25 protein-coding genes and 1 tRNA gene are annotated in these 20,555 nt (G+C 60.2%); 7 read left to right on the forward strand and 19 right to left on the reverse strand.

The genetic code is table 11. The features are described 5' to 3' along the window. Window positions 1-4: 4 nt before the first annotated feature. Window positions 5-1,720: an MFS transporter gene (locus tag ACQY1L_RS15205; RefSeq protein ID WP_430241568.1), complete on the forward strand. Its 1,716-nt coding sequence runs from the start codon at window positions 5-7 to the stop codon at window positions 1,718-1,720. A gap of 79 nt (window positions 1,721-1,799) precedes the next feature. Here the strand turns inward: ACQY1L_RS15205 and leuB are convergent, their stop codons facing one another. The 4 genes from leuB to ACQY1L_RS15225 all read right to left on the reverse strand — a co-directional run bounded on the left by leuB (window position 1,800) and on the right by ACQY1L_RS15225 (window position 4,329). Continuing rightward, window positions 1,800-2,909: a 3-isopropylmalate dehydrogenase gene (leuB, locus tag ACQY1L_RS15210; protein ID WP_092665118.1), complete on the reverse strand. Its 1,110-nt coding sequence runs from the start codon at window positions 2,907-2,909 to the stop codon at window positions 1,800-1,802. Between the two features lie 45 nt (window positions 2,910-2,954). After that, window positions 2,955-3,344, reverse strand: coding sequence for a RidA family protein (locus tag ACQY1L_RS15215; protein ID WP_430241570.1), 390 nt, complete (start codon window positions 3,342-3,344; stop codon window positions 2,955-2,957). 10 nt (window positions 3,345-3,354) lie between these two features. Beyond that, window positions 3,355-3,960, reverse strand: coding sequence for a 3-isopropylmalate dehydratase small subunit (gene leuD / locus ACQY1L_RS15220; protein WP_062462796.1), 606 nt, complete (start codon window positions 3,958-3,960; stop codon window positions 3,355-3,357). 126 nt (window positions 3,961-4,086) lie between these two features. After that, a complete protein-coding gene (locus ACQY1L_RS15225) occupies window positions 4,087-4,329 on the reverse strand; it encodes a hypothetical protein (protein WP_430241572.1) in 243 nt (80 codons plus the stop codon). 143 nt (window positions 4,330-4,472) lie between these two features. Between ACQY1L_RS15225 and ACQY1L_RS15230 the strand changes: the two genes are divergently transcribed. Together ACQY1L_RS15230 and ACQY1L_RS15235 are read left to right on the forward strand one after the other, a co-directional pair. Further along, the gene (locus ACQY1L_RS15230) at window positions 4,473-5,348 is read left to right on the forward strand and encodes an HpcH/HpaI aldolase/citrate lyase family protein (protein ID WP_430241574.1); all 876 of its coding nucleotides are present in this window, start codon (window positions 4,473-4,475) and stop codon (window positions 5,346-5,348) included. Further along, window positions 5,345-5,551: a DUF1737 domain-containing protein gene (locus ACQY1L_RS15235; protein ID WP_184655584.1), complete on the forward strand. Its 207-nt coding sequence runs from the start codon at window positions 5,345-5,347 to the stop codon at window positions 5,549-5,551. The genes ACQY1L_RS15230 and ACQY1L_RS15235 overlap by 4 nt, the downstream gene beginning before the upstream one ends. 34 nt (window positions 5,552-5,585) lie before the next feature. Here ACQY1L_RS15235 and ACQY1L_RS15240 read toward each other — a convergent pair whose 3' ends face one another. Next, window positions 5,586-6,023 (reverse strand): metallopeptidase family protein, encoded by a 438-nt coding sequence (locus tag ACQY1L_RS15240; RefSeq protein ID WP_062462782.1) that lies wholly within the window; start codon window positions 6,021-6,023, stop codon window positions 5,586-5,588. A gap of 291 nt (window positions 6,024-6,314) precedes the next feature. Here ACQY1L_RS15240 and ACQY1L_RS15245 point away from each other — a divergent pair, with 291 nt between their 5' ends. The 3 genes from ACQY1L_RS15245 (at window position 6,315) to bfr (ending at window position 7,826) form a co-directional block, all read left to right on the forward strand. Further along, window positions 6,315-6,968 carry a hypothetical protein gene (locus ACQY1L_RS15245; RefSeq protein ID WP_430261886.1) on the forward strand — a complete coding sequence of 218 codons (654 nt, stop codon included), beginning with the start codon at window positions 6,315-6,317 and terminating at the stop codon, window positions 6,966-6,968. Between the two features lie 95 nt (window positions 6,969-7,063). After that, the gene (locus ACQY1L_RS15250) at window positions 7,064-7,375 is read left to right on the forward strand and encodes a (2Fe-2S)-binding protein (protein ID WP_062462776.1); all 312 of its coding nucleotides are present in this window, start codon (window positions 7,064-7,066) and stop codon (window positions 7,373-7,375) included. Next, complete coding sequence (gene bfr / locus ACQY1L_RS15255) at window positions 7,341-7,826, forward strand: bacterioferritin (protein WP_062462773.1); 486 nt, start codon at window positions 7,341-7,343, stop codon at window positions 7,824-7,826. Before ACQY1L_RS15250 ends, bfr begins: the two co-directional genes overlap by 35 nt. Before the next feature lie 93 nt (window positions 7,827-7,919). On the opposite strand, the gene ACQY1L_RS15260 is transcribed toward bfr, so the two are convergent. The 14 genes from ACQY1L_RS15260 to rplU all read right to left on the reverse strand — a co-directional run bounded on the left by ACQY1L_RS15260 (window position 7,920) and on the right by rplU (window position 20,075). Then, the gene (locus ACQY1L_RS15260) at window positions 7,920-8,453 is read right to left on the reverse strand and encodes an RNA pyrophosphohydrolase (protein ID WP_092665103.1); all 534 of its coding nucleotides are present in this window, start codon (window positions 8,451-8,453) and stop codon (window positions 7,920-7,922) included. 15 nt (window positions 8,454-8,468) lie between these two features. Next, complete coding sequence (locus ACQY1L_RS15265; protein ID WP_430241578.1) at window positions 8,469-9,668, reverse strand: divergent polysaccharide deacetylase family protein; 1,200 nt, start codon at window positions 9,666-9,668, stop codon at window positions 8,469-8,471. Window positions 9,669-9,749: 81 nt separating this feature from the next. Next, window positions 9,750-11,081 carry a S41 family peptidase gene (locus tag ACQY1L_RS15270; protein ID WP_192078880.1) on the reverse strand — a complete coding sequence of 444 codons (1,332 nt, stop codon included), beginning with the start codon at window positions 11,079-11,081 and terminating at the stop codon, window positions 9,750-9,752. After that, the gene (locus tag ACQY1L_RS15275) at window positions 11,071-12,495 is read right to left on the reverse strand and encodes a murein hydrolase activator EnvC family protein (RefSeq protein WP_113109994.1); all 1,425 of its coding nucleotides are present in this window, start codon (window positions 12,493-12,495) and stop codon (window positions 11,071-11,073) included. The genes ACQY1L_RS15270 and ACQY1L_RS15275 overlap by 11 nt, the downstream gene beginning before the upstream one ends. A 106-nt stretch (window positions 12,496-12,601) precedes the next feature. Continuing rightward, on the reverse strand, window positions 12,602-13,084 hold the full coding sequence (gene rlmH, locus ACQY1L_RS15280; RefSeq protein ID WP_430241580.1) for a 23S rRNA (pseudouridine(1915)-N(3))-methyltransferase RlmH: 483 nt from the start codon (window positions 13,082-13,084) through the stop codon (window positions 12,602-12,604). 114 nt (window positions 13,085-13,198) lie between these two features. Next, a complete protein-coding gene (gene rsfS, locus ACQY1L_RS15285) occupies window positions 13,199-13,615 on the reverse strand; it encodes a ribosome silencing factor (RefSeq protein WP_062577032.1) in 417 nt (138 codons plus the stop codon). Window positions 13,616-13,736: 121 nt separating this feature from the next. Next, the gene (locus ACQY1L_RS15290; RefSeq protein ID WP_430261888.1) at window positions 13,737-14,396 is read right to left on the reverse strand and encodes a nicotinate-nucleotide adenylyltransferase; all 660 of its coding nucleotides are present in this window, start codon (window positions 14,394-14,396) and stop codon (window positions 13,737-13,739) included. Further along, window positions 14,371-15,651, reverse strand: a complete 1,281-nt coding sequence (locus ACQY1L_RS15295) for a glutamate-5-semialdehyde dehydrogenase (RefSeq protein WP_430241584.1) — start codon at window positions 15,649-15,651, stop codon at window positions 14,371-14,373. Before ACQY1L_RS15295 ends, ACQY1L_RS15290 begins: the two co-directional genes overlap by 26 nt. After that, a complete protein-coding gene (proB, locus tag ACQY1L_RS15300) occupies window positions 15,641-16,858 on the reverse strand; it encodes a glutamate 5-kinase (protein ID WP_430241586.1) in 1,218 nt (405 codons plus the stop codon). The genes ACQY1L_RS15295 and proB overlap by 11 nt, the downstream gene beginning before the upstream one ends. Then, on the reverse strand, window positions 16,855-17,916 hold the full coding sequence (gene obgE / locus ACQY1L_RS15305; protein ID WP_062462745.1) for a GTPase ObgE: 1,062 nt from the start codon (window positions 17,914-17,916) through the stop codon (window positions 16,855-16,857). The genes proB and obgE overlap by 4 nt, the downstream gene beginning before the upstream one ends. A 165-nt stretch (window positions 17,917-18,081) precedes the next feature. Continuing rightward, window positions 18,082-18,687: a GNAT family N-acetyltransferase gene (locus ACQY1L_RS15310; RefSeq protein WP_430241588.1), complete on the reverse strand. Its 606-nt coding sequence runs from the start codon at window positions 18,685-18,687 to the stop codon at window positions 18,082-18,084. Further along, window positions 18,684-19,331: a GNAT family N-acetyltransferase gene (locus ACQY1L_RS15315; RefSeq protein WP_430241590.1), complete on the reverse strand. Its 648-nt coding sequence runs from the start codon at window positions 19,329-19,331 to the stop codon at window positions 18,684-18,686. The genes ACQY1L_RS15310 and ACQY1L_RS15315 overlap by 4 nt, the downstream gene beginning before the upstream one ends. A 130-nt stretch (window positions 19,332-19,461) precedes the next feature. After that, the gene (rpmA, locus tag ACQY1L_RS15320; protein ID WP_062462735.1) at window positions 19,462-19,731 is read right to left on the reverse strand and encodes a 50S ribosomal protein L27; all 270 of its coding nucleotides are present in this window, start codon (window positions 19,729-19,731) and stop codon (window positions 19,462-19,464) included. A 32-nt stretch (window positions 19,732-19,763) separates the two neighbouring features. Further along, on the reverse strand, window positions 19,764-20,075 hold the full coding sequence (gene rplU / locus ACQY1L_RS15325) for a 50S ribosomal protein L21 (protein WP_062462732.1): 312 nt from the start codon (window positions 20,073-20,075) through the stop codon (window positions 19,764-19,766). Between the two features lie 304 nt (window positions 20,076-20,379). Between rplU and ACQY1L_RS15330 the strand changes: the two genes are divergently transcribed. After that, a tRNA-Ser gene (locus ACQY1L_RS15330) sits at window positions 20,380-20,469 on the forward strand. The last annotated feature ends 86 nt before the right edge of the window (window positions 20,470-20,555 follow it).

Genomic DNA, 20,555 nt, shown 5'->3' on the forward strand with positions numbered 1-20,555 from the left:
GACAATGGCACACGTCGCAACGGCAGCCCGGACGAAGGCTAGCCCCATGACGCGCGAGGAAAAGAAGGTCATCTTCGCCTCGTCGCTGGGTACCATTTTCGAATGGTATGATTTCTATCTCTACGGAACGCTTGCCGTCATCATCGGCCGGCAGTTCTTTTCGGCGTTTCCGCCCGCCACGCAGGCCATCTTTGCACTGCTGGCCTTTGCTGCAGGCTTTCTCGTCCGCCCCTTCGGCGCACTGGTCTTCGGACGGCTCGGCGATCTTGTCGGACGCAAATATACCTTCCTTGTCACGATCGTGATCATGGGCCTATCGACATTCTTTGTCGGTCTTCTGCCGAGCTACGAGCAGATTGGTGCAACGGCGCCCATCCTTCTCATCGCGCTGCGCATGTTGCAGGGCCTGGCGCTTGGTGGCGAATACGGTGGTGCTGCTGTCTACGTGGCGGAGCACGCCCCGCCCGGTCGCCGCGGATTTTACACGGCCTGGATTCAGACGACGGCGACGCTTGGCCTGTTGCTGTCGCTCGCCGTCATCGTGACGCTGCGCGTCAACATGGGTGAAGAAGCCTTTGCCACAAGCTATCCGGTCATATTCGGTCTGCTGGGCGGCTGGCGCATTCCGTTCCTCGGATCGGCACTGCTGCTTGCGGTCTCCATCTACATCCGCTTGCAGATGAACGAGTCCCCCGTCTTCCAGAAGATGAAGGAAGAGGGCACCCGTTCGAAGGCACCGCTGACGGAAGCCTTCGGCACCTGGAAGAACGGCAAGATCGTGCTGATAGCACTGTTCGGCCTTGTCGTCGGCCAGGCCGTCGTCTGGTATACCGGCCAGTTCTACGCGCTGTTCTTCCTGCAGAGCATCCTGAAAGTCGACCTTCTGACGGCGAACGTACTGATTGCCTGGTCGCTTCTTCTCGGCACACCATTCTTCCTCGTCTTCGGTGCGCTGTCTGACCGCGTGGGCCGCAAATGGGTCATTCTGGCAGGCTGCGCGCTCGCAGCGGTCACGTACTTCCCGCTGTTCCACGCATTGACCAATACCGCCAATCCGACCTACGCGGCAGCGATCAAAAACGTCCAGATCCAGGTTTCGGCGGATCCGGCGACATGCGGATCCCTGTTCGACCCGGTTGGTATCAGAACCTTCACGCAGCCCTGCGACGTCGCGCGACGCACGCTGTCGCAGCAGGCGTTTACCTACACGCTGGTGCCAGCAGCCGCCGGTGCGCCAACCACGGTCAGCGTGGCGGGCACGGACGTTCCCGTTGCCAATGTGACGTTGCCGGACGGCAAGACCGAAACCTTCGCCCAGCGTCTCGGCCCGGCCAGCGTGGCAGCCGGCTACCCTGCCGCCAACGATGCTGCCAAGGTGCGTGTGGATGGCTTCTTCGCGGTGTTCGGCAATGCCCAGGCTTTGACTGTCATCGCCATTCTCTGGGTCATGGTCGTCTATGTGACGATCGTCTACGGCCCGATCGCCGCGGCGCTGGTGGAGTTTTTCCCGACACGCATCCGCTATACCGCCATGTCGCTGCCGTATCACATCGGCAATGGCTGGTTCGGCGGGCTCCTGCCGGCCACCTCCTTCGCGATCGTTGCCTCGACCGGTGATATCTATGCCGGGCTCTGGTACCCGGTCGGCTTTGCCGTTCTCACGATCATCATCGGCGCGGTCTTCGTGAAGGACCGGCGCAATATCGATCTTAACGAGTGATCAGTCATCAAAAAGAAGGGCCCGGCGGAGACGTCGGGCCCTTCGTCGTTTCAGGGAAGTGGTCCCCTCGCGGGATGCCTCAGGCCGAAAGACCGGCAAATTCCTTGAGGATGGCGTCGCCCATGTCGCCGGTGCCGACCTGGCGGCAGCCGTCAGCCATGATGTCGCCGGTGCGGATGCCCTGGTCGAGTACCGTGGCGATCGCCTTTTCCAGGTTGTCGGCTTCGGTGATCATGTTGAACGAATAACGCAGGCACATGGCAAAGGACGCGATCATGGCGATCGGGTTGGCAATGCCCTTGCCGGCAATATCCGGTGCCGAACCATGGACCGGCTCATAAAGCGCCTTGCGCTTGCCGGTCTTGCCATCGGGGGCGCCGAGGGACGCGGACGGCAGCATGCCGAGCGAACCCGTCAGCATGGCCGCAACGTCGGACAGCATGTCGCCGAACAGGTTGTCGGTGACGATGACGTCAAACTGTTTCGGGGCGCGAACCAGCTGCATGCCGCCGGCATCGGCCAGCATGTGGTCCAGCTTCACATCGGAATATTTCGCCTTGTGGATTTCGGTGACGACCTGGTTCCACAGCACGCCGGATTTCATCACGTTGCGCTTTTCCATGGAGCACACGGCATTCTTGCGGGTGCGCGCCAGTTCGAAGGCAACGCCTGCGATGCGTTCGATCTCGTAGGTGTCGTAGATCTGGGTATCGATGCCGCGCTTCTGGCCGTTGCCGAGATCGATGATTTCCTTCGGCTCACCGAAATAGACGCCGCCGGTCAGTTCGCGGATGATCAGGATGTCGAGCCCGTCCACCAGTTCGGGTTTCAGCGAAGAGGCGGCGGCAAGCGCCGGATAGCAGATGGCCGGGCGCAGATTTGCGAAAAGCTCCATATCCTTGCGCAGGCGCAGCAGGCCGGCTTCCGGGCGCACCTCATAGGGCACACTATCCCATTTCGGACCGCCGACGGCGCCGAACAGGACGGCATCGGCCGCCATCGCTTTTTCCATATCCGCGTCGGAAATGGCGGCGCCATGCGCATCATAGGCGCAGCCGCCGACCAGACCTTCGTCGGTGACGAAATCGGCACTCATGGCGTCGTTCATATGGGCGATGATCTTGCGCACTTCGCCCATGGCCTCTGGACCGATGCCATCACCGGGAAGCAGGAAAAGGTGTTTTGCCATTGTGCAGATGTCCTTGATTGTTCAGGCGGCGGTTGGGCAGCTGTTTCAGGAAGCGCCGGCACCGATGCGGGCGGTCACTTCGATCTCGATTTTCATTTCAGGGGTGGTGAGGCCGCAGACGATCATGGTCGCTGCCGGCCGGATCTCGGCGAATGCCGATCCGACCACCTCGACCACGGCATCGTAATCGGCCATGTCCACGAGATAATAGCGCACGCGGACCACGTCCTTCAGGCTGCTGCCGGCTTCGCCAAGGGCTTTTGCGATGGTGGCGAGCGCGTTTCGGGTCTGGTCGGCGACATCGTCAGGCATCACCATCAGGGCATAGTCATAGCCCGTCGTGCCCGAGACATAGACCATGTCACGATCGACCACTGCGCGGGAATAACCTATCCGCGCTTCGAAGGGTGATCCGGAGGAGATATGCGTGACCATCTGATAACCCTCAGAGCCAGGGGCGTTCCGTGCTGTTCTTGTCCTCGAAACTCGAGATCACAGCGTCGCTCTTTAGTGTCGAAGCGATATCGTCCAGGCCTTCAAGAAGGATCTGGCGGCGACCGGGATCGATATCGAAATGCAGCGAGCCGCCATCCGGGCCGGTGATCTTCTGCGCTTCGAGATCGATCGAAATGACGGCATTGGAGCCACGATCCGCATCATCGAGCAGCTTTTCGAGATCTTCCGGAGACACGATGATCGGCAGGATGCCGTTCTTGAAACAGTTATTGTAGAAAATATCGGCAAAGCTGGTCGAGATCACGCAGCGGATGCCGAAATCGAGAAGCGCCCAAGGCGCGTGCTCACGCGACGAGCCGCAGCCGAAATTGTCGCCAGCCACCAGGATCTTGGAATTGCGATAGGCCGGCTTGTTCAAGATGAAATCCGGGTTTTCTGACCCATCCTGATTGTAGCGGGATTCCGCAAACAATCCCTTGCCGAGACCGGTTCGCTTGATCGTCTTCAGGTAGTCCTTGGGAATGATCATGTCGGTGTCGATGTTGACGACCGGAAGCGGCGCTGCGACGCCGGTGAGCTGCGTGAACTTGTCCATGATCTGCCTCCAAGGGAGTTGTCGTGAAGGCCAGATAAAGCAATTTGCCGCCAATTTGAAGGGCATTATGCCTTCAACCGGTACTCCGCTGCGCCATAGCGCGCAGGCGGAGCGAACATGATGACGCTAGAGGTCGATGATGGTACCGCGGCCGTCGTTCCACACACGGATATCGCGGCTGGCCGGCTTTGGTCCGAACGATTTCGCTCGCACGGGTACAGGGTTCAACCTGGTCGAGATCGCCCTACCAATTGAAAGAAGGACGAGAATGCCGGCAAATGCGACGGTCAGAGACGCTGTAAACAGCGCCGCCATGGCAAGCACCGCAATAGCTGAGACGACGACGAAAAATGCACGAATGTTTTGCATGGATCATACCTTTCAACGTCTCAAATGTGGGACCGGCCGGCCCCCCTTACAAGTGGTTTCATGACCTCCTGTCTTGCCGAGGGCCAAAAAGCTTGTCACAACCACGTTATGACTTTTCCCAATGATTACATGGTCCCGAAGCGATGGCCGCTTTGATCCGGCGCTCGCTCCTGAGCGTTCCCGCAAGCAACACCCGTGCGCTTTCGAAAATCCCGCAGCTCGACTGCGACGGCGTGATTTTCGATCTGGAGGATTCCGTGGCATTCGCGCAGAAAGCGGAAGCGCGGGATAACCTCCGCAGAAGCTTTGCCGAGCTGAATTCCGATGGTCTCGAGACGGCTATCCGGATCAATCCGCTCACAAGCGAATTCGGTCCTGCGGATCTCGAGCTCATCGTCGAACTTCTGCCGGATGCGGTGGTCATTCCCAAGGTTGAGCATGCGGACGACGTCCGGGTGATCGCCGAGCGCCTTTCTCAGGCGGGCGTGCCGGAGAGGGTCTCTATCTGGGCGATGATCGAAACGCCGCTCGGCGTCCTCAACGCCGCCGAAATCTCGAGCGTGGGCGGACGGATCAAATGCCTCGTCGTGGGGCTCAACGATCTTCGCAAGGCAACGGGTGTTTTGCCGCAACCGGGGCGGGCCAATCTCATACCCTGGCTGATGCAGGTCGTGCTGGCGGGCAGGGCCTATGGTGTCGATGTGATCGACAGCGTCTTTAACGATTTCAAGGACGAAGCCGCGTTCGAAGCCGAGTGCGCCCAGGGCCGCGCCATGGGATTTTCCGGCAAGATGCTGATTCATCCGGCGCAGATCGACGCGGCCAACCGTCATTTCGGTCCAGACGAAGATGCCCTTGGGGAGGCACGCGCCATCATCGAGGCCTTCCGTCAGCCGGGAGCCGAAACGCTCAACGTCATCAACCTCGACGGCCGCATGGTCGAGCGTCTGCATCTCGAAGATGCGGAAAAGCTCGTGGCCAGCGCGGCGGTCATCGCCAACAGAAAGAGAAAGCCATGAAAGTATATCGTTTCATCACCGGTCCTGACGATGCCGCCTTTTGTCACCGGGTGACGGCGGCGCTGAACAAGGGCTGGGAACTCTCCGGTTCGCCAAGCTACGCCTTCAACGGCAAGACGGGCGAGATGCATTGCGGCCAAGCCGTGATGAAGACCGTCGAAGGCAAGGAATACAGCCCCGAGATGAAGCTCGGCGAGCAGTAAAAAGCTAGGCCGAGGTGTGTCTGCCAGCGCTGGATCAGCGCTGGCTTGCTTCCTCGGCGCTCGCCTCGATGCGCTCCATGTCGTCGTCACTCAGGCCGAAGTGATGGCCGATCTCGTGAATGAGGACGTGGGTGATGATATCGCCCAGCGTTTCCTCGTTCTCTGCCCAGTAATCGAGGATTGGCCGGCGATAAAGCCGGATGCGATTCGGCAGTTCGCCGGTTTCCACCGTAAACCGCTCGGAAATGCCACGTCCTTCGAACAGGCCCAAGAGGTCGAACGGCGTTTCGAGCGCCATGTCTTCAAAAACGTCGTCGTCCGGAAACTCCTCGACCTCAATGGTGAGGTTCGTCGTGAGTTTGCGGAATTCGTCCGGAAGGTGGCTGTAGGCTTCTAATGCCAGCGACTCGAACGTGCTGATCGTCGGCGCATGGCGATCCTGCCAATCATCGGTCTGGTCAATGCGGGCCATGGGATCTCCTTCCAACTCAGGCACATATAATACCTGAAGCAGCTATTTCGAGAAAAGAATCATTGCGATAGCTTTTAGAGGAAAAGATTCCTGATCGGGAGCTGTTGACTCTTTGCCACGTGTCTGGAATCCATAAGAACATAAAGCGAACATTATCGATGGAGTTAACGCCATGGCCAAAGGTGCCTGGGCGCGGGAGAGACTTTTGCCCTGCGCAAGCCGATCTCGGAGACGGAAAGCGGTTGGCGAGCTTGCTCCTGATGCTCGCGTCTGGTCTGGATTGGAACCCGCATGACCGCCTGTTTTCGATTCCCTCTGGCGCATGGACAGAGGCGTATTCTGACACTCGTGTTCCCGCGTCTGTCAACCGACAGAATCGCGCGCCGCCGCTGGGGTATGGACTGGCGGTCTTCCCGCCATCACGATCATCCACCGATCGTCTTTGCCGGGCGCCACGCCGACAGGATGTGCCTGACAGCGCTCGACGCCGCAGCCGAACGCCTTAACCTGAAGCTGGGACAGGGCGTTTCAGAAGCGCGAGCGATCTTTCCTGAGCTCGACGTGATGGACGAAGACGATGATGCCGACGCGGCGCTTCTGATGGCGCTCTCCGACTGGTGCGACCGATATACGCCACTGGTGACGCTAGAAGGGCGAAACGGACTCTCTCTGGATATCACGGGCTGTGCGGATTACGGTGGCGGAGAGCAGGTCTTGCTCGGCAATGCCTCCCGCAGACTCCGTCAGATGGGTTTCGACGTCAAAGGGACACTCGCATCTTTGCCGGGCGTGTGGAGCGATTCTGCTTCTGCCGCGGACGGAACCTGTGGCGGCGCGTTGTTTCGATCGAGTGACATCCGAGCCTTTCCAGAGATATCGCAGCGACACAGCAGCCGGTTAGGCATCACTGCCTCCGATCACGGATCGTTGATAAGGGGGTTATGATATGTCAATTACCGGGCTGGATTCTTTCTTGACATCGCTTGTCCTCTTTTGCAAAAAGTCTGTATCGAGGTCAATGTTCTCCAGGTCGATCCAAAATGCTGGTTTGCAGTTGCAATTACATCACCGAAAGGGAGATCAAGGATACGATCATCCAACTCCTCACTGAGGACTGTTGGCAGCTGATCGTTCCCGTCAAGGTCTACCATGCGATGGAAAAACGCGGCCGCTGCTGCGGTTGCTTTCCCAATGTCGTTGATCTGATCATCAAGACCACTGAGGAATATCACGCCCAGCGGCACTCGACGGAAGCTGACGTGATCGTCTATATGTCGCGCTTGAAACAACTCCACGAAGAAAACAGGAGAGCGGACATTGAAAGGCGACTTACAGGTCATCGAGCGGCTTAACGAGGCACTTTTCCTCGAACTTGGCGCTGTGAACCAATACTGGCTGCACTATCGTCTCCTGCATGATTGGGGTTTTACCAAGCTTGCCAAGAAGGAGCGGGCCGAATCCATCGAAGAGATGCAGCATGCCGATCGTCTGATCGACCGCATCATCTTTCTCGAGGGTCATCCGAACCTTCAGACGCTGGCACCGCTTCGCATCGGTCAGAACGTCAAGGAAGTTCTAGAGGCCGATCTGGCTGGTGAATACGATGCCCGCACCGCCTACAAGGCGTCGCGTGATATCTGTCACGCCGCCGGAGACTATGTCTCCATGAAGCTTTTCGAACAGCTGCTGATGGATGAAGAGGGTCATATCGACTTCCTGGAAACGCAGCTCGAACTTCTCTCGAAGATCGGCGAAGAGAGATACGGCCAGCTCAACGCGGAATCAGCCGACTCCGCTGAGTAAAGCTCAAATCATCGACATTCTATCGCTCAAGCCCGGTGGAAGTTGCTTTCACTGGGCTTTGCTTTATCCGACCAGCGCTAATCGGACGTGCAATCAGCCCGCCGGCGAGAGGTGGGCAAATTCCGCGACGACCCGGTCATAGACCGAGCGCTTGAACGGCACGATCAGGCCGGGCAGATCCTGCATCGGCTTCCATTCCCAGGCATCGAATTCAGCCGTATGGCCGCCCGGCGGCGGGTTGATGGCGATCTCGCTTTCATCGCCGTCAAAGCGGAAGGCAAACCAGCGCTGCGTCTGGCCGCGATACTTTCCCTTCAGTCCGATACCGATCAGGTGTTCCGGAAGATCGTAATTGATCCACTCGCCGGCTTCGGCAAGCAGCGTGACGGAACGCATGCCCGTTTCTTCGTAGAGTTCACGATAGGCGGCGGGCAGGGGATCTTCGCCCTTGTCGATCCCGCCCTGCGGCATCTGCCACAGTTGCGGAGACCCGTCGAATTCGCTGTTGCCGGCAGCAATGCGGCGTCCGGCCCAAACGAGGCCCTCGCTGTTGAGCACCATGACCCCGACGCAGGGACGATAGGGAAGATCGTCCGCTTTCACCGGTTTCTTGTGATCCTTGGCCATATCATTCCCCTTGCTTCAAGGTGCCACGCTCTCGCGGGCAAGCGTCGATACACCGACGATTTCAACACCGCGTTGCGAGGCTTCGTCGGCCCATTTGCGGATCGCCGCGATGCTCTCGTCGAAGGCGGAGGCGATGCCGATTGCCGTTCCCTTGCGTTGGGCTATCCGCTCCAGTTCGTCAAGTTTCTTGAGGATCGCGTCGGATTGAAGCTGACCGTCCAGGGTCAGGTCACCGAAGGCGTGCGGCAGTTGCATCGCCTTTGCCAGCACCTCCGTCTTCGACTGGGCCGAGGTGCCGTCATCGAGGAACAGCAGGCCGCGGGAGGCCATGTCGCGCAGGACAGGCTCAAGCGCCTTGACGTCGGAGAGATAGCGGCCGCCCTGGTAGTTCATGATCCCCGTATAGTTGGTGATCTCGCCCATCGCCACATGCAGTCGCTCAAGGTTCTTTGCCGCCGGATCCTTGACGAGAAGCGTGCCGGGTCCGGGGTCGTTGGCCGGGTAGTCGTAAGGCTCGAACGGGACCTGGATGAGGATTTCATGGCCCGCGCGGCGCGCTTCCTGCATCCAGCGCTGCAGACTGTTGCCGCTTGCGGCAAGGCCGAGCGTCACGCCTGATGGCAGTTGCTGGATGGCGCGCTGGGTGCCTGTCTGGCTGAGACCGAGGCCGCCGACGACGATTGCGATCCTTGTGCCGCGGGCACCGGACCAGGGACGTGCATACTGGTCCATCGGCCGCATGCCGTCTTCCCCGAGGATCGGCAGTTTGCCGTATTCGGTGTCCTCAAGAAGGGCGTCGTTCGGCTCAGCGGCAAATCGCGGATCCTGGCCTATCCTCTGAGCATTGATGAGAACGGGGCCGTTTCCATCCCGTTCACGCGGCGTGTATTTCGTCACGACCGAGCCATCCGCCATCCGGTTCTGCTCGATCGTCGCTCCGGAATTTGGATTGGACCGCGGCATGCCGTTGGGGTTGGAACTTTCGGAAGAACCTGCGTTGTCGGGAGGCGTCTTTGGGGAAGACGCTGCGGAAGAGTTCGGATCGTTCGCGGCGATACGTTCAAGCTGAGGATCGTTTCGCATCGCGTAGACCGACAAGCCGACGATGGCGATGAGGCCGATGCCCCCGAAAATGGCAAGCGTCGACAGTCGACGAGCCTTTTGTCGCTTCGGCGGCCGGTTTTGACCGAGCGGTGCATGGAGATCGCTGCCCAAGGGATATGCCCGCGTCTGCGCTGCCGAAATGAACGCAGTCGGGCGGCTGCGATGAAACAGCCGCCTGACCCGTTTGTTTGATTAGTTCTTCACGGCTGCCGCAGCCTTGTCGGGGCTTGCCGGGAAGGACGGGTCTGTCTTTGTCCCATGCAGCAGGTCCATGGCATAGTTCAGCTGCAGGTCGTCCTTGGTTTCCGGTGGAACATAGGCCGCCGAACCGGAGCCCTCATCGGTCTCAGCCGCACCCTGGATATGGCCCTTGAGGCTGGATTCGCCTTCGGCGCGGACCTTGCCCTGGAGTTCCGGCGGCAGCGGCTGCTCGACCTTGATGTCGGGCGTAATGCCCGTTCCCTGGATCGACTTGCCCGATGGCGTGTAATAGAGCGCCGTCGTCAGACGCAGTGCACCGGATTCACCGAGCGGAATGATCGTCTGGACGGAGCCCTTGCCGAACGAGCGGGTCCCGACAACGGTTGCGCGCTTCAGGTCCTGCAGAGCGCCGGCGACGATTTCAGATGCGGAAGCCGAGCCGCCGTTGACCAGCACGACCACCGGCTTGCCATCGGTCAGGTCGCCAGGGCCGGCATTGAAGCGGCGTGTCTCATCCGCATTGCGGCCACGGGTGGAAACGACTTCACCGCGTTCCAGGAACGCGTCGGAGACGTTGATCGCCTGGTCCAGCAGACCGCCCGGGTTCAGGCGCAGGTCAAGCACGAAGCCCTTCAGCTTGTCGGCAGGCACGTCAGCCTTGATCTTCTTGATCGCCTTTTCGAGATCGTCATAGGTCTTCTCGGTAAACGAGATGACGCGCACATAGCCGATGTCGCCAGCTTCGACGCGCGATTTGACGGCGCGCACGGCGATGATGTCGCGCATGACGGTGATGTCGAGTGGCTTGTCGGCACCCTGACGGATGACGGTCAGCTTGATTGGCGTATTGACGGCGCCGCGCATCTTTTCGACCGCGTCTTCAAGCTTCAGGCCGCGAACCGCCTGGCCATCGATTTCGGTAATGAAGTCGCCGGCAAGAATTCCAGCCTTGGAGGCAGGCGTGTCGTCGATCGGTGTGATGACCTTGACGAGCTCGTTCTCCATCGTCACTTCGATGCCGAGACCACCGAATTCACCGCGCGTCTGGGTGCGCATGTCTTCGGCATCTTTGGAATTCATGAAGCTCGAATGCGGATCAAGCGAGCTCAGCATGCCGTTGATGGCATTTTCGACCAGCTTGTTTTCATCCGGAGGCGTCACGTACTGGGCGCGAACGCGCTCGAACACGTCGCCGAAGATCGACAGTTCCTTATAGGTGGAAGCCCCGGCGGCCTGGGCCGGGACACCGGCTGAATAAATGACGCTCATCGCGGTCGCACCCAACAGTGCTCCGACGATGACAAGAGAAGCCCTACGAATCATTTCGCGCCCTTCCAGTTTCTTTGCTGGCCCACCACGGTTTAGAATCAACCGGAGTGCCGTCTTTTCGGAATTCAATGTAAAGCGTCGGGCGATCCGTTTCCAGCGCCAACGCAGTCGCACTTGCTACTCTTTTCTCACCCATGGCAGCGATCGGTTCGCCAGCAAAGACAAACTTGCCCTGCCGCGCGTTCACGATATCCATTCCTGCCAGAACAACATGATAGCCGTCGCCGGCGTTCAGGATGATCATCTGGCCATAGCTCCGGAATGCACCGGCAAACACGACCAGCCCATCGGCCGGTGCCGTCACCACTGCGCCGGGGTTGGAGGCCACGGTCATACCGCGTGCCGGGTGTCCCGTTCCGTCTGCATCGCCGAACGCACGCAATATTTCGCCGGCAACTGGAAGCTCCAGTTTTTGCCTGAGGCTTGAAAACGCGTATGCGGGCGCAATGCGGTTTTTGTCGGGCACGCCGCTTTCGGCCAATTGCCGGGCTTTCTCGCGTTCCTCTTCGGACATCTGCCGCCGACGCTCTTCCTCGGCACGGGCCAGATCCATGCCTTCGCGCACGGATGCGATCTGTCCCTCAAGCCCCTGAATAAGATCCTGAAGCGAGGTGGCGCGGCCGACAAGTTCTTGAGAACGCGCGCGTTCTGCGGCGAGCTGTCTTTCGTTCTCGGCGTTCAGCTTGGCGTTTTCAGCCAGCAGCAGGTTCATCCGCCGTTCTTCCTCGACGCCTGCCGTGATGGTTTGCGAAACGGTTTCCTTTTCCTTGGCCGCCTCTGCCTGAAGGCTCGCGAGATTTTGAAGATCCGTGACCAGCCTTTCGGCCTCCGCCCGCATGCCGGGCACGACGGCGCCGAGCAGGATGGCGCTTCTGACGGAACCCAGCGCATCATCGGGCGACACCAGCAGCGCCGGCGGCGGGCTACGGCCCATGCGTTCCAGAGCACCCAGCACCTCGGCGAGGATCGAGCGACGCCCCCTCAGGGCCACGCGGATCTTGTCTTCCTGCACTTTCAGCGAGGCGAGCTTGTCTTCGCTCACCTGGATCTTCGACTGCAGGTCCTTGCGGCGTGCGGCTGAATCGATCAGGGCCTGGCGCATATCCGCAGACGTCTTCTTGATGCCGGAAATGCTGTGCTCGATCTGAGCGACCTTTTCCGACGAGAGACTCATGCTTTTGGCCAGCACTTCCAGCTCGCCGCGGGTCTCGTTGCGTCTCTTTTGAAGATCGGCTGTCGGATCCGCCAAGGCTTCGGCCGCGGGCGGGGAGGGTTGTGCCGCAGGCGGTGCCGCTTCCTGTGCCAAGGCAATCCAATGAAACGGGGGCAGGCGGAGAGGCGCGAAGGCAAGCGCCGATGCCATCGCTGGCAGCGCAAGGCCCAGGGCTATGGCTCTCCTGATCGTCATTGCGTTCTCGAATCTGCAGCGGACCTGCGAAGGCTAGGCTGATTCGCCGGGGCCAGCCATAAACAACATCGTGTTTCGCAACATCGGCCCGGAAGGTAAACGAAGTCTAAACGCGGTGGTAGGGATGGCCTGAAAGGATGGTGACGGCGCGATACAGCTGTTCGGCGATGAGAATGCGGACCAGCTGATGCGGCCATGTCATAGAGCCGAGATTGAGGACGACATCAGCGCGTGCCCGAAGATCCGGGTCCAGCCCGTCGGCGCCGCCGATCGAGAGCATCATGTCGCGCTTGCCGCCGTCCTTGTACTTGTCGATCAGACCGGCAAAGGCTTCGCTATCGAGCGCCTTGCCGCGTTCATCGAGCAGAACGAGGATGGCACCATCGGGAAGGGCCTTCTCGAGTGCGGCGGCCTCCTCGCGCTTTCGCGTTTCTGCATTGGAAGCACGGCTTTCCGGCACTTCGATCATCCTGGCAAGTTCGAGCCCGATCGCGGGCCCGGCCTTGGAGAAACGGTCGAGGTAACGGGACGCAAGATCCTTCTCCGGTCCGGCTTTGAGCCGTCCCACGGCGAAAAGGCTGATGCGCATGTCCTGATCCGTTGTTTTCAGGGCTCTCGGCTGCTACTGCGCCGGCACGTCGTCAACGCGCCGCCGTTAGCATGCAATCGTCGCCTCTGGTCGGCTCAGGACTGTCCCGGCCTGTTAGTGAAGCACTGTGCCTTCCTCGACATCCGGAGCGGCCCACATCTTTTCGATGTTGTAGAACTCGCGGATTTCGGGGCGGAACACATGGATGATGATATCACCAGTGTCAATCAGCACCCAATCACCCGTCTCCATGCCTTCGACACGGGCCCCGCCGAGGCCCTCTGCTTTCAGGTCGGTGATGAGGTGATCGCAGATCGCCATGACATGCCGGCTCGATCGTCCGGAGACGACGACCATGTAATCTCCGAGAGCGGATTTTCCGGCAATATTGATGGTGACGATATCTTCTGCTTTGGAGTCCTCGAGGCTGGTGAGGACCTGATCGAGGGCATGGGCGGCGGCATCATCGCCACGTTCCAGGCTCTGCGGAATGACGGAGGCCGTCCTTCCCTTGGCGTGTACTGTTGTCAGGGTCGTTCCTTTCGTCCGGTAACAGCAACATCCTCTTCGTGCGAATCCCGTCTGATGACCGGCCGCATAAGGAAGGTGGCATTGAATGCTTTATCTTTCAAGTGATCGGAATGTTCCAGTTTTAGGAATTGGAAGTCTTTCCCGATGCCCGGATTGCCGTCGAACTGAGGGCCGAACGCGGACCGTGGATGAAGGTCCAAGCGGGCGGACGGCGCTTCCACAGCGTACCGGCATCTGTCTCGTCGACACGGGCATGCTGGAATGTGCGGGCCATCTTTGATGACAGGAAGGAAAGGGTGGCACCCGGCCGGTCTATCACGGCGATCGGGAAGGTAGAGACGATCTCCTGCCACTTCTGCCAATGGTGAAAGGTCCTGAGGCTGTCTGCACCCATGATCCAGATGAAATGGATATGCGGATTGCGCGCCTTGACGAAGGAGAGCGTATCGGCGGTATAGGCGCCGCCGAGTGCTTTCTCGAATGCGGTGACCTTGATGCGCGGATCCTGGATCAGCCGCTCGCTCATGGCGATGCGGTCGGGGAGGGACGCGAGTTCCGACCGGCTTTTCAGCGGATTGCCAGGTGTCACCATCCACCACAGCTGATCGAGTCCGAGCCGGCGAAGGGCGATCTCGGCGACCAGAAGGTGGCCTTCATGCGGAGGGTTGAACGAACCGCCGAAAAGGCCGACGGCCATGCCCCGTTCCACATGCGGCATGGCGAGATGGCGTCTTTCGATCCGCTCTTCCGTCACGTCAGGGCCGGATCTGGCCGGTGCCATGCACCCTGTATTTGAACGAGGTCAGCTGTTCGACGCCAACAGGGCCGCGCGCATGCATCTTGCCCGTGGAAATGCCGATCTCGCCGCCCATGCCGAATTCACCGCCATCGGCAAACTGGGTAGACGCGTTGTGGAGCAGGATCGCCGAATCGATCTCGTTGAAGAAGCGCGCGACCACGGCCGGATCTTGCGCAATCACCGCTTCGGTGTGGTTGGACGAATAGGTGTTGATGTGGCGGATCGCACCGGAAATGCCATCGACGATCGCCACCGAAATGACGGCATCGAGATATTCCGTGCGCCAGTCTTCCTCGTTCGCAGGCTTGAAGCCCGGGTGAACCTTGAGCACGGCCGCCGAAGCGCGGATTTCGCAGCCGGCTTGCGTCAGCGCCTCCAGCACCGGCATCAGGTGGGTCCCGATGGCAGCGCTGTCGACCAGCAGTGTTTCGGCCGCACCGCAGACGCCGGTGCGGCGCATCTTGGCGTTGACGACGATCGCCTTTGCCATTTCCAGATCCGCGGAGGCATCGACATAGATGTGGCAAAGGCCTTCCAGATGCGCAAAGACCGGCACGCGGGCTTCGGACTGGACGCGGGCGACCAGGCTTTTTCCGCCGCGGGGAACGATGACGTCGATGGCGCCTGACAGGCCTGACAGCATGGCGCCAACGGCCGCACGATCCGTCGTCGGCACGAGCTGGATCGCATGTTCGGGAAGACCCGCCTTCTTCAGTCCCGCCACCAGGCAGTGATGGATCGCCTGCGATGAATGGATTGAATCCGAGCCGCCGCGCAAAATCACCGCATTGCCGGCCTTGAGGCAAAGCGCGCCGGCGTCGGCCGTCACGTTCGGGCGGCTCTCGTAGATCACGCCGATCACGCCGAGCGGCGTGCGGACACGTTCGATATGCAGGCCGTTCGGACGATCCCAGGCCGCGATCACTTCGCCGACCGGATCCTTGATCGCGGCGATTTCGCGAAGCGCCTCCGCCATGCCGGCGATCGACTTTTCCGTCAGCGTCAGCCGGTCGATGAAGGAGGGGAGGAGCCCCTTGCCCTCGATGTTGCGGAGATCCTCGGCATTGGCGCTCAGGATCTCGGCGCTGTTGGCGAGTACCAGATCGGCCATGGCATTGAGCGCATCGTTCTTCTGCTCGGTCGATGCCGTTGCCAATGCGCCGGCTGCAGCCTTTGCGTTGACGCCGATCGCATCCATGATTGCGGCAACGTCGGTCGTCTGGACCTTATCCAACATGGACGGCATCCTCCTTGCGGGTGGTCGTGCGCCTGATCGCGCCTGTCATGACAAGGTCGTCGCGATGGACCATGGCGGCACGGCCGGCATAGCCCAGAATGGCTTCGATTTCCGTCGATTTGCGGCCGGTGATCTGGCGCGCTTCGTCGGCATCGTAGCTGACAAGACCGCGGGCGATCTCGCGGCCTTCCGCGCCGATGATCGCGACCGTATCACCCCGGTGGAAATTGCCCTCGATGCGGCGCACGCCAGCTGGCAGCAGACTTTTGCCAGAACCCAGCGCGCGTTCGGCGCCTTCGTCGACCACAAGTTCTCCGGCCGGCTGCAACTGTCCGGCAATCCAGGTCTTGCGGGCCGTCACCGGTGTGCCAGATGGGGCAAACCAGGAGGATCGCGCGCCCTGTTCGACGGCGCGCAGCGGATGATCCGGCTTGCCCGATGCAATGATCATGGCGCAGCCCGCAGTCGTCGCGATCTTGCCGGCGTCGATCTTGGTGCGCATGCCGCCGCGCGACAGTTCGGAAGCCGCACCACCGGCCATCGCCTCGATCTCAGGCGTGATGACATTGATGATATCGAGAAACTGCGCGTCCGGATCGAGATGCGGCGGTGCCGTGTAGAGCCCGTCGATATCGGAGAGAAGAACCAGAAGGTCGGCGCCGGTCATGGTGGCGACGCGTGCGGCAAGCCGGTCGTTGTCGCCGTAGCGGATTTCGGATGTCGCGACGGTGTCGTTTTCGTTGATGATCGGGACAGCGCCGATCTTCAGAAGCTGGTTGATCGTGGCGCGGGCATTGAGATAGCGGCGGCGCTCTTCCGTATCGCCCAGCGTCAGCAGGATTTGCCCTGCAACGATGCCGTCACGCGACAGGCTTTCCGACCAGGCACGCGCCAGCGCGATCTGGCCGACGGCTGCCGCTGCCTGGCTTTCCTCAAGTTTGAGGGCGCCGTGGGGAATGTCCAGCACAGTCCGGCCGAGGGCGATCGCGCCGGAGGAGACGACGAGAACATCGATACCCTTGGCCCGAAGCGCGGCGATATCGGCGCAGATCGCGTCGAGCCACGGAGATTTCAGGCCGGTCTTGCGATCGACCAAGAGGGCCGAGCCGATCTTGATGACGATCCGGCGATGGTCGCCGAGCGGCTTGCGACCGCCGGCTTGCCCGGAAGAGACTTGCTTGTGACCGATCTCGTGGCCTGGCGTCATTCGTCGACGTCCTCGTCGAACTCCTGAACAGGAACGGAGCGGTTCGGCAGAGCCGTGTCTTCGCCGACGCTTGCCGCGACGATGACATCGCGCAACGCACGCAGAACATCGGTCATGCCCGTGCCGGTGATGGCGGAGATCAGGAACGGTTTCTGGCCGCAGGCTTTCTCAAGCTCCTTGGCCTTCTTCTTCAGTTCCTTCTCGTCGAGCACATCGATCTGTGACAGCGCAACGATTTCGCGCTTGTCGGTCAGACCGCCGCCATAGGCCTGAAGCTCGGTCTTGACCGTCTTGTAGGCCTTGCCGACTTCTTCCTCGATGGAAGACACGAGGTGCAGCAGAACGCGGGTGCGTTCCACATGGCCAAGAAAGCGATCGCCGATGCCGACGCCTTCATGAGCGCCTTCGATCAGGCCCGGAATATCGGCGAGAACAAACTCGCGGCCGTCGATCGTGGCGACACCGAGGTTCGGGTGCAGCGTGGTGAAGGGATAGTTGGCGATCTTCGGGCGGGCGCGGGTAACCGAGGCCAGGAAGGTGGATTTTCCGGCATTCGGAAGGCCGACAAGTCCTGCATCGGCAATCAGCTTCAGCCGAAGCCAGATGGTGCTTTCCTCGCCCTCAAGGCCAGGGTTTGCCCAGTTCGGTGCCTGGTTGGTGGCGTTCTTGAAATGCGTGTTGCCGAAGCCGCCATTGCCGCCCTTGGCAAGCCTGAACCGCTGACCCTCCTTGGTCATGTCGATGATCAGCGTTTCGTTGTCTTCCTCGAAGATCTGCGTGCCGACCGGAACCTTGAGCGTGACACTGTCGCCATTGGCGCCGGTGCGGTTGCGGCCCATGCCGTGGATGCCGACCTTTGCCTTGTAATGCTGCTGGAAACGGAAATCGATCAGCGTGTTGAGGCCGTTGACGGCTTCGACCCACACGTCGCCACCACGGCCGCCATCGCCACCATCAGGTCCACCGAATTCGACGAACTTTTCCCGTCGGAACGAAACTGCGCCCGCGCCGCCGTCACCGGAGCGGATATAGACTTTTGCTTCGTCGAGAAATTTCATCGGTCTGGTAGTCCTGTTCTTGGTCGCTCCCGCTCTCCGGCGGGACGTACTTAAGGTTTTCGATACCGTCCGACAGGCTTTAGGTCAAAGCCTATCGACAGAATGCGCTGAAAACGGCCCCGGCGGACAAGCCATCCTCCGGGGCCGATCGTGATCAAGGCATGATCAGGCGCGATCATGCCGGGGAGCGGGTGCCAGAAGCCGGAAATCCTCCGGCACAAGCTCCGTCTCGATATGCGGTACCATGACATTGCGGGCACGGTTGAACACATCGCTTGCGCCGGTGATGCGGAAGCCGAGCTTTGTCTGCACATTGAGCGAACCGAGATTGTCGGCAAACGCGCCCGAATGGACGACAGTATCCGGCATGCGGCGGAAGAAGCGGTCGAGGACCCCCGACGCCGCCTCGCTCATATAGCCGCGGTCCCAATAGAGCCGGTTCAGCCAGTAACCGAGATGCCAGCGCCCGTGCCTGAGTTCCAGCCCGACAACACCGATATGCACATCGTCGCCGGTGGTGATCGCCAGCTGCCAGTTCGGCAGGATGCCCGAAGTTTGCGGCACCAGCCAGTCGAGCGCATCCTGACGGTCATAAGGCTGCGGAACACGCGACAGCATGCGGCTGACCTTGAAATCGCAAAGCGTTTCGGCAATCGCTGCCGCATCCGACAGGCGGTGCGGGCGAAGCGTCAGGCGTTGCGTGACGATTTCAGGGCAGGGGCCAGGCTCAGTGCGAACCGCTTTTGCCTTTTCGAGAACGACGGCACTCATCTCAGCTCTCCCCAGCTTCTCAGCGACATCCATGTCTTGCGGTCCAGCCGGAACCATTCGACGGGGACCATGCCGCCCACTGCCAGGCATTCGATCATGCCGGTGCCCTGGAACTGGAAGCCGCATTTCTGGATCACCCGCTTGGAGGCGATGTTGGTGACCCGGCAACGGGCATCGATGTGATCGATATGGCTGCGGGTGCGGAACGCCATGTCGATCAGCGCGTGGGCCGCTTCCGTGGCATAGCCCTTGTTCCAGTGGGGTTCGCCCAGCCAGTAGCCGATTTCGAGGGTTCGTTCGTCAAGCTGGGGTTCGAGTGCGCAGCAGCCGAGAAACTGGCCGTTGTCAGCTCGGGTCACGGCATAAACGCATTTGCCAATCTCGCCCGCATTCGTGCGTCGCACGAAATCGGCCGCGTCTTTAGACGTGTAGGGATGCGGCATGCGCGACACCATGGTCGCAATGTTCGCATTGTTGGCGAGATGGGCAAGTGCGTCAATATCGTCTTCGTGCGGTGCGCGCAGAACAAGGCTCTGCGACAGTAAGACGGGGCAATCGCTTCTCAGCCGGTCCGGCCTGAGCCGTTCCTCTGGTCTGGTTTCCGGCGGCCGTAATTGGCCAGCCCTTACTAATTCGCCTTGCATGGTTCAGTCTCCTTTGAGGGATAAAAGAAAAAGGGAAGATGGGTAGCGCCCCATCTCCCCTTTTCTTTGACTGAACCTTCAAACGTTCAACCGGGTCGATGAGACGCCGGTTGCTAAACGCTTGCCGGCTTTATTCTGCGGCTTCGGCTTTCGGCATAACGGACACGTATACGCGGCCATTAGCGCGCGTACGGTAATTCACGTTTCCTGCCGTCAGTGCGAAGATCGTGTGGTCAGTGCCGATGCCGACATTGGCGCCCGGATGCCACTGCGTGCCGCGCTGACGCACGATAATGTTGCCCGGAATGACGACTTCGCCACCGAACTTCTTCACGCCAAGGCGCTTGGACTGAGAATCGCGACCGTTACGCGACGAGCCGCCAGCTTTTTTATGTGCCATTGGTGTTCTCCTTTAACTTTCGAAAACCTGGATTAGCCGAGGATGTCCGTGATGCGGACGACCGTGTGATGCTGGCGATGACCGCGAATACGCTTGGAATTCTGGCGGCGACGCTTCTTGAAGGAGAGAACCTTCTTGCCACGGTTATGCTCTACAACTTCAGCCTTGACCGTCGCACCCGAAACGAAGGGAGCGCCGAACTTGGCATCGGCGCCGACGCCGATGACCAGGATTTCGTTGAATTCTACGATTGCGCCAGCTTCTGCTTCCAGCTTTTCGATGGTGAGCACGTCGTTGGCGGCCACGCGGTACTGTTTACCGCCGGTCTTGATGACTGCGAACATTGGTTATCCTTTCATGTTCGTTCCGGCTCTATCCCCAAAAGGACGGCCGTCTTTTTCTCAGTCGGGCTATAGCAGGGTTGCGAAAGACGGATCTTCCAGAACGCATCTGCCGGTGATTTTCTGCACGCCTCGGCGCGCAACGTCTGGTCTGGACATTTTTCCACACTTCGACGCGTCCGGCCTTACGCGAGGCCCTAAAAACTGTCAAGGCGAAAGGATATGAAGACTTGCATTTCACCCCTTGCCAGCCCGATTTTTCGCCGCTATGAGACAGCCGCGCATCAAATGCGCCGACCAGCAAAGCGGAGAGGTGGCTGAGTGGTCGAAAGCACCGCACTCGAAATGCGGCATACGGGCAACCGTATCGTGGGTTCGAATCCCACCCTCTCCGCCATGGTTGGCCTTCGGGTTTGCAGCACTTTCCCAACGGCTCTAAAGAGGCACTGTTTTTGTTTCGAAGATGCGCTCTCATCAACCGCC

This window comes from Neorhizobium sp. DAR64862/K0K3, from assembly GCF_050500185.1.
In the GTDB taxonomy this organism is placed as follows: domain Bacteria; phylum Pseudomonadota; class Alphaproteobacteria; order Rhizobiales; family Rhizobiaceae; genus Neorhizobium; species Neorhizobium soli.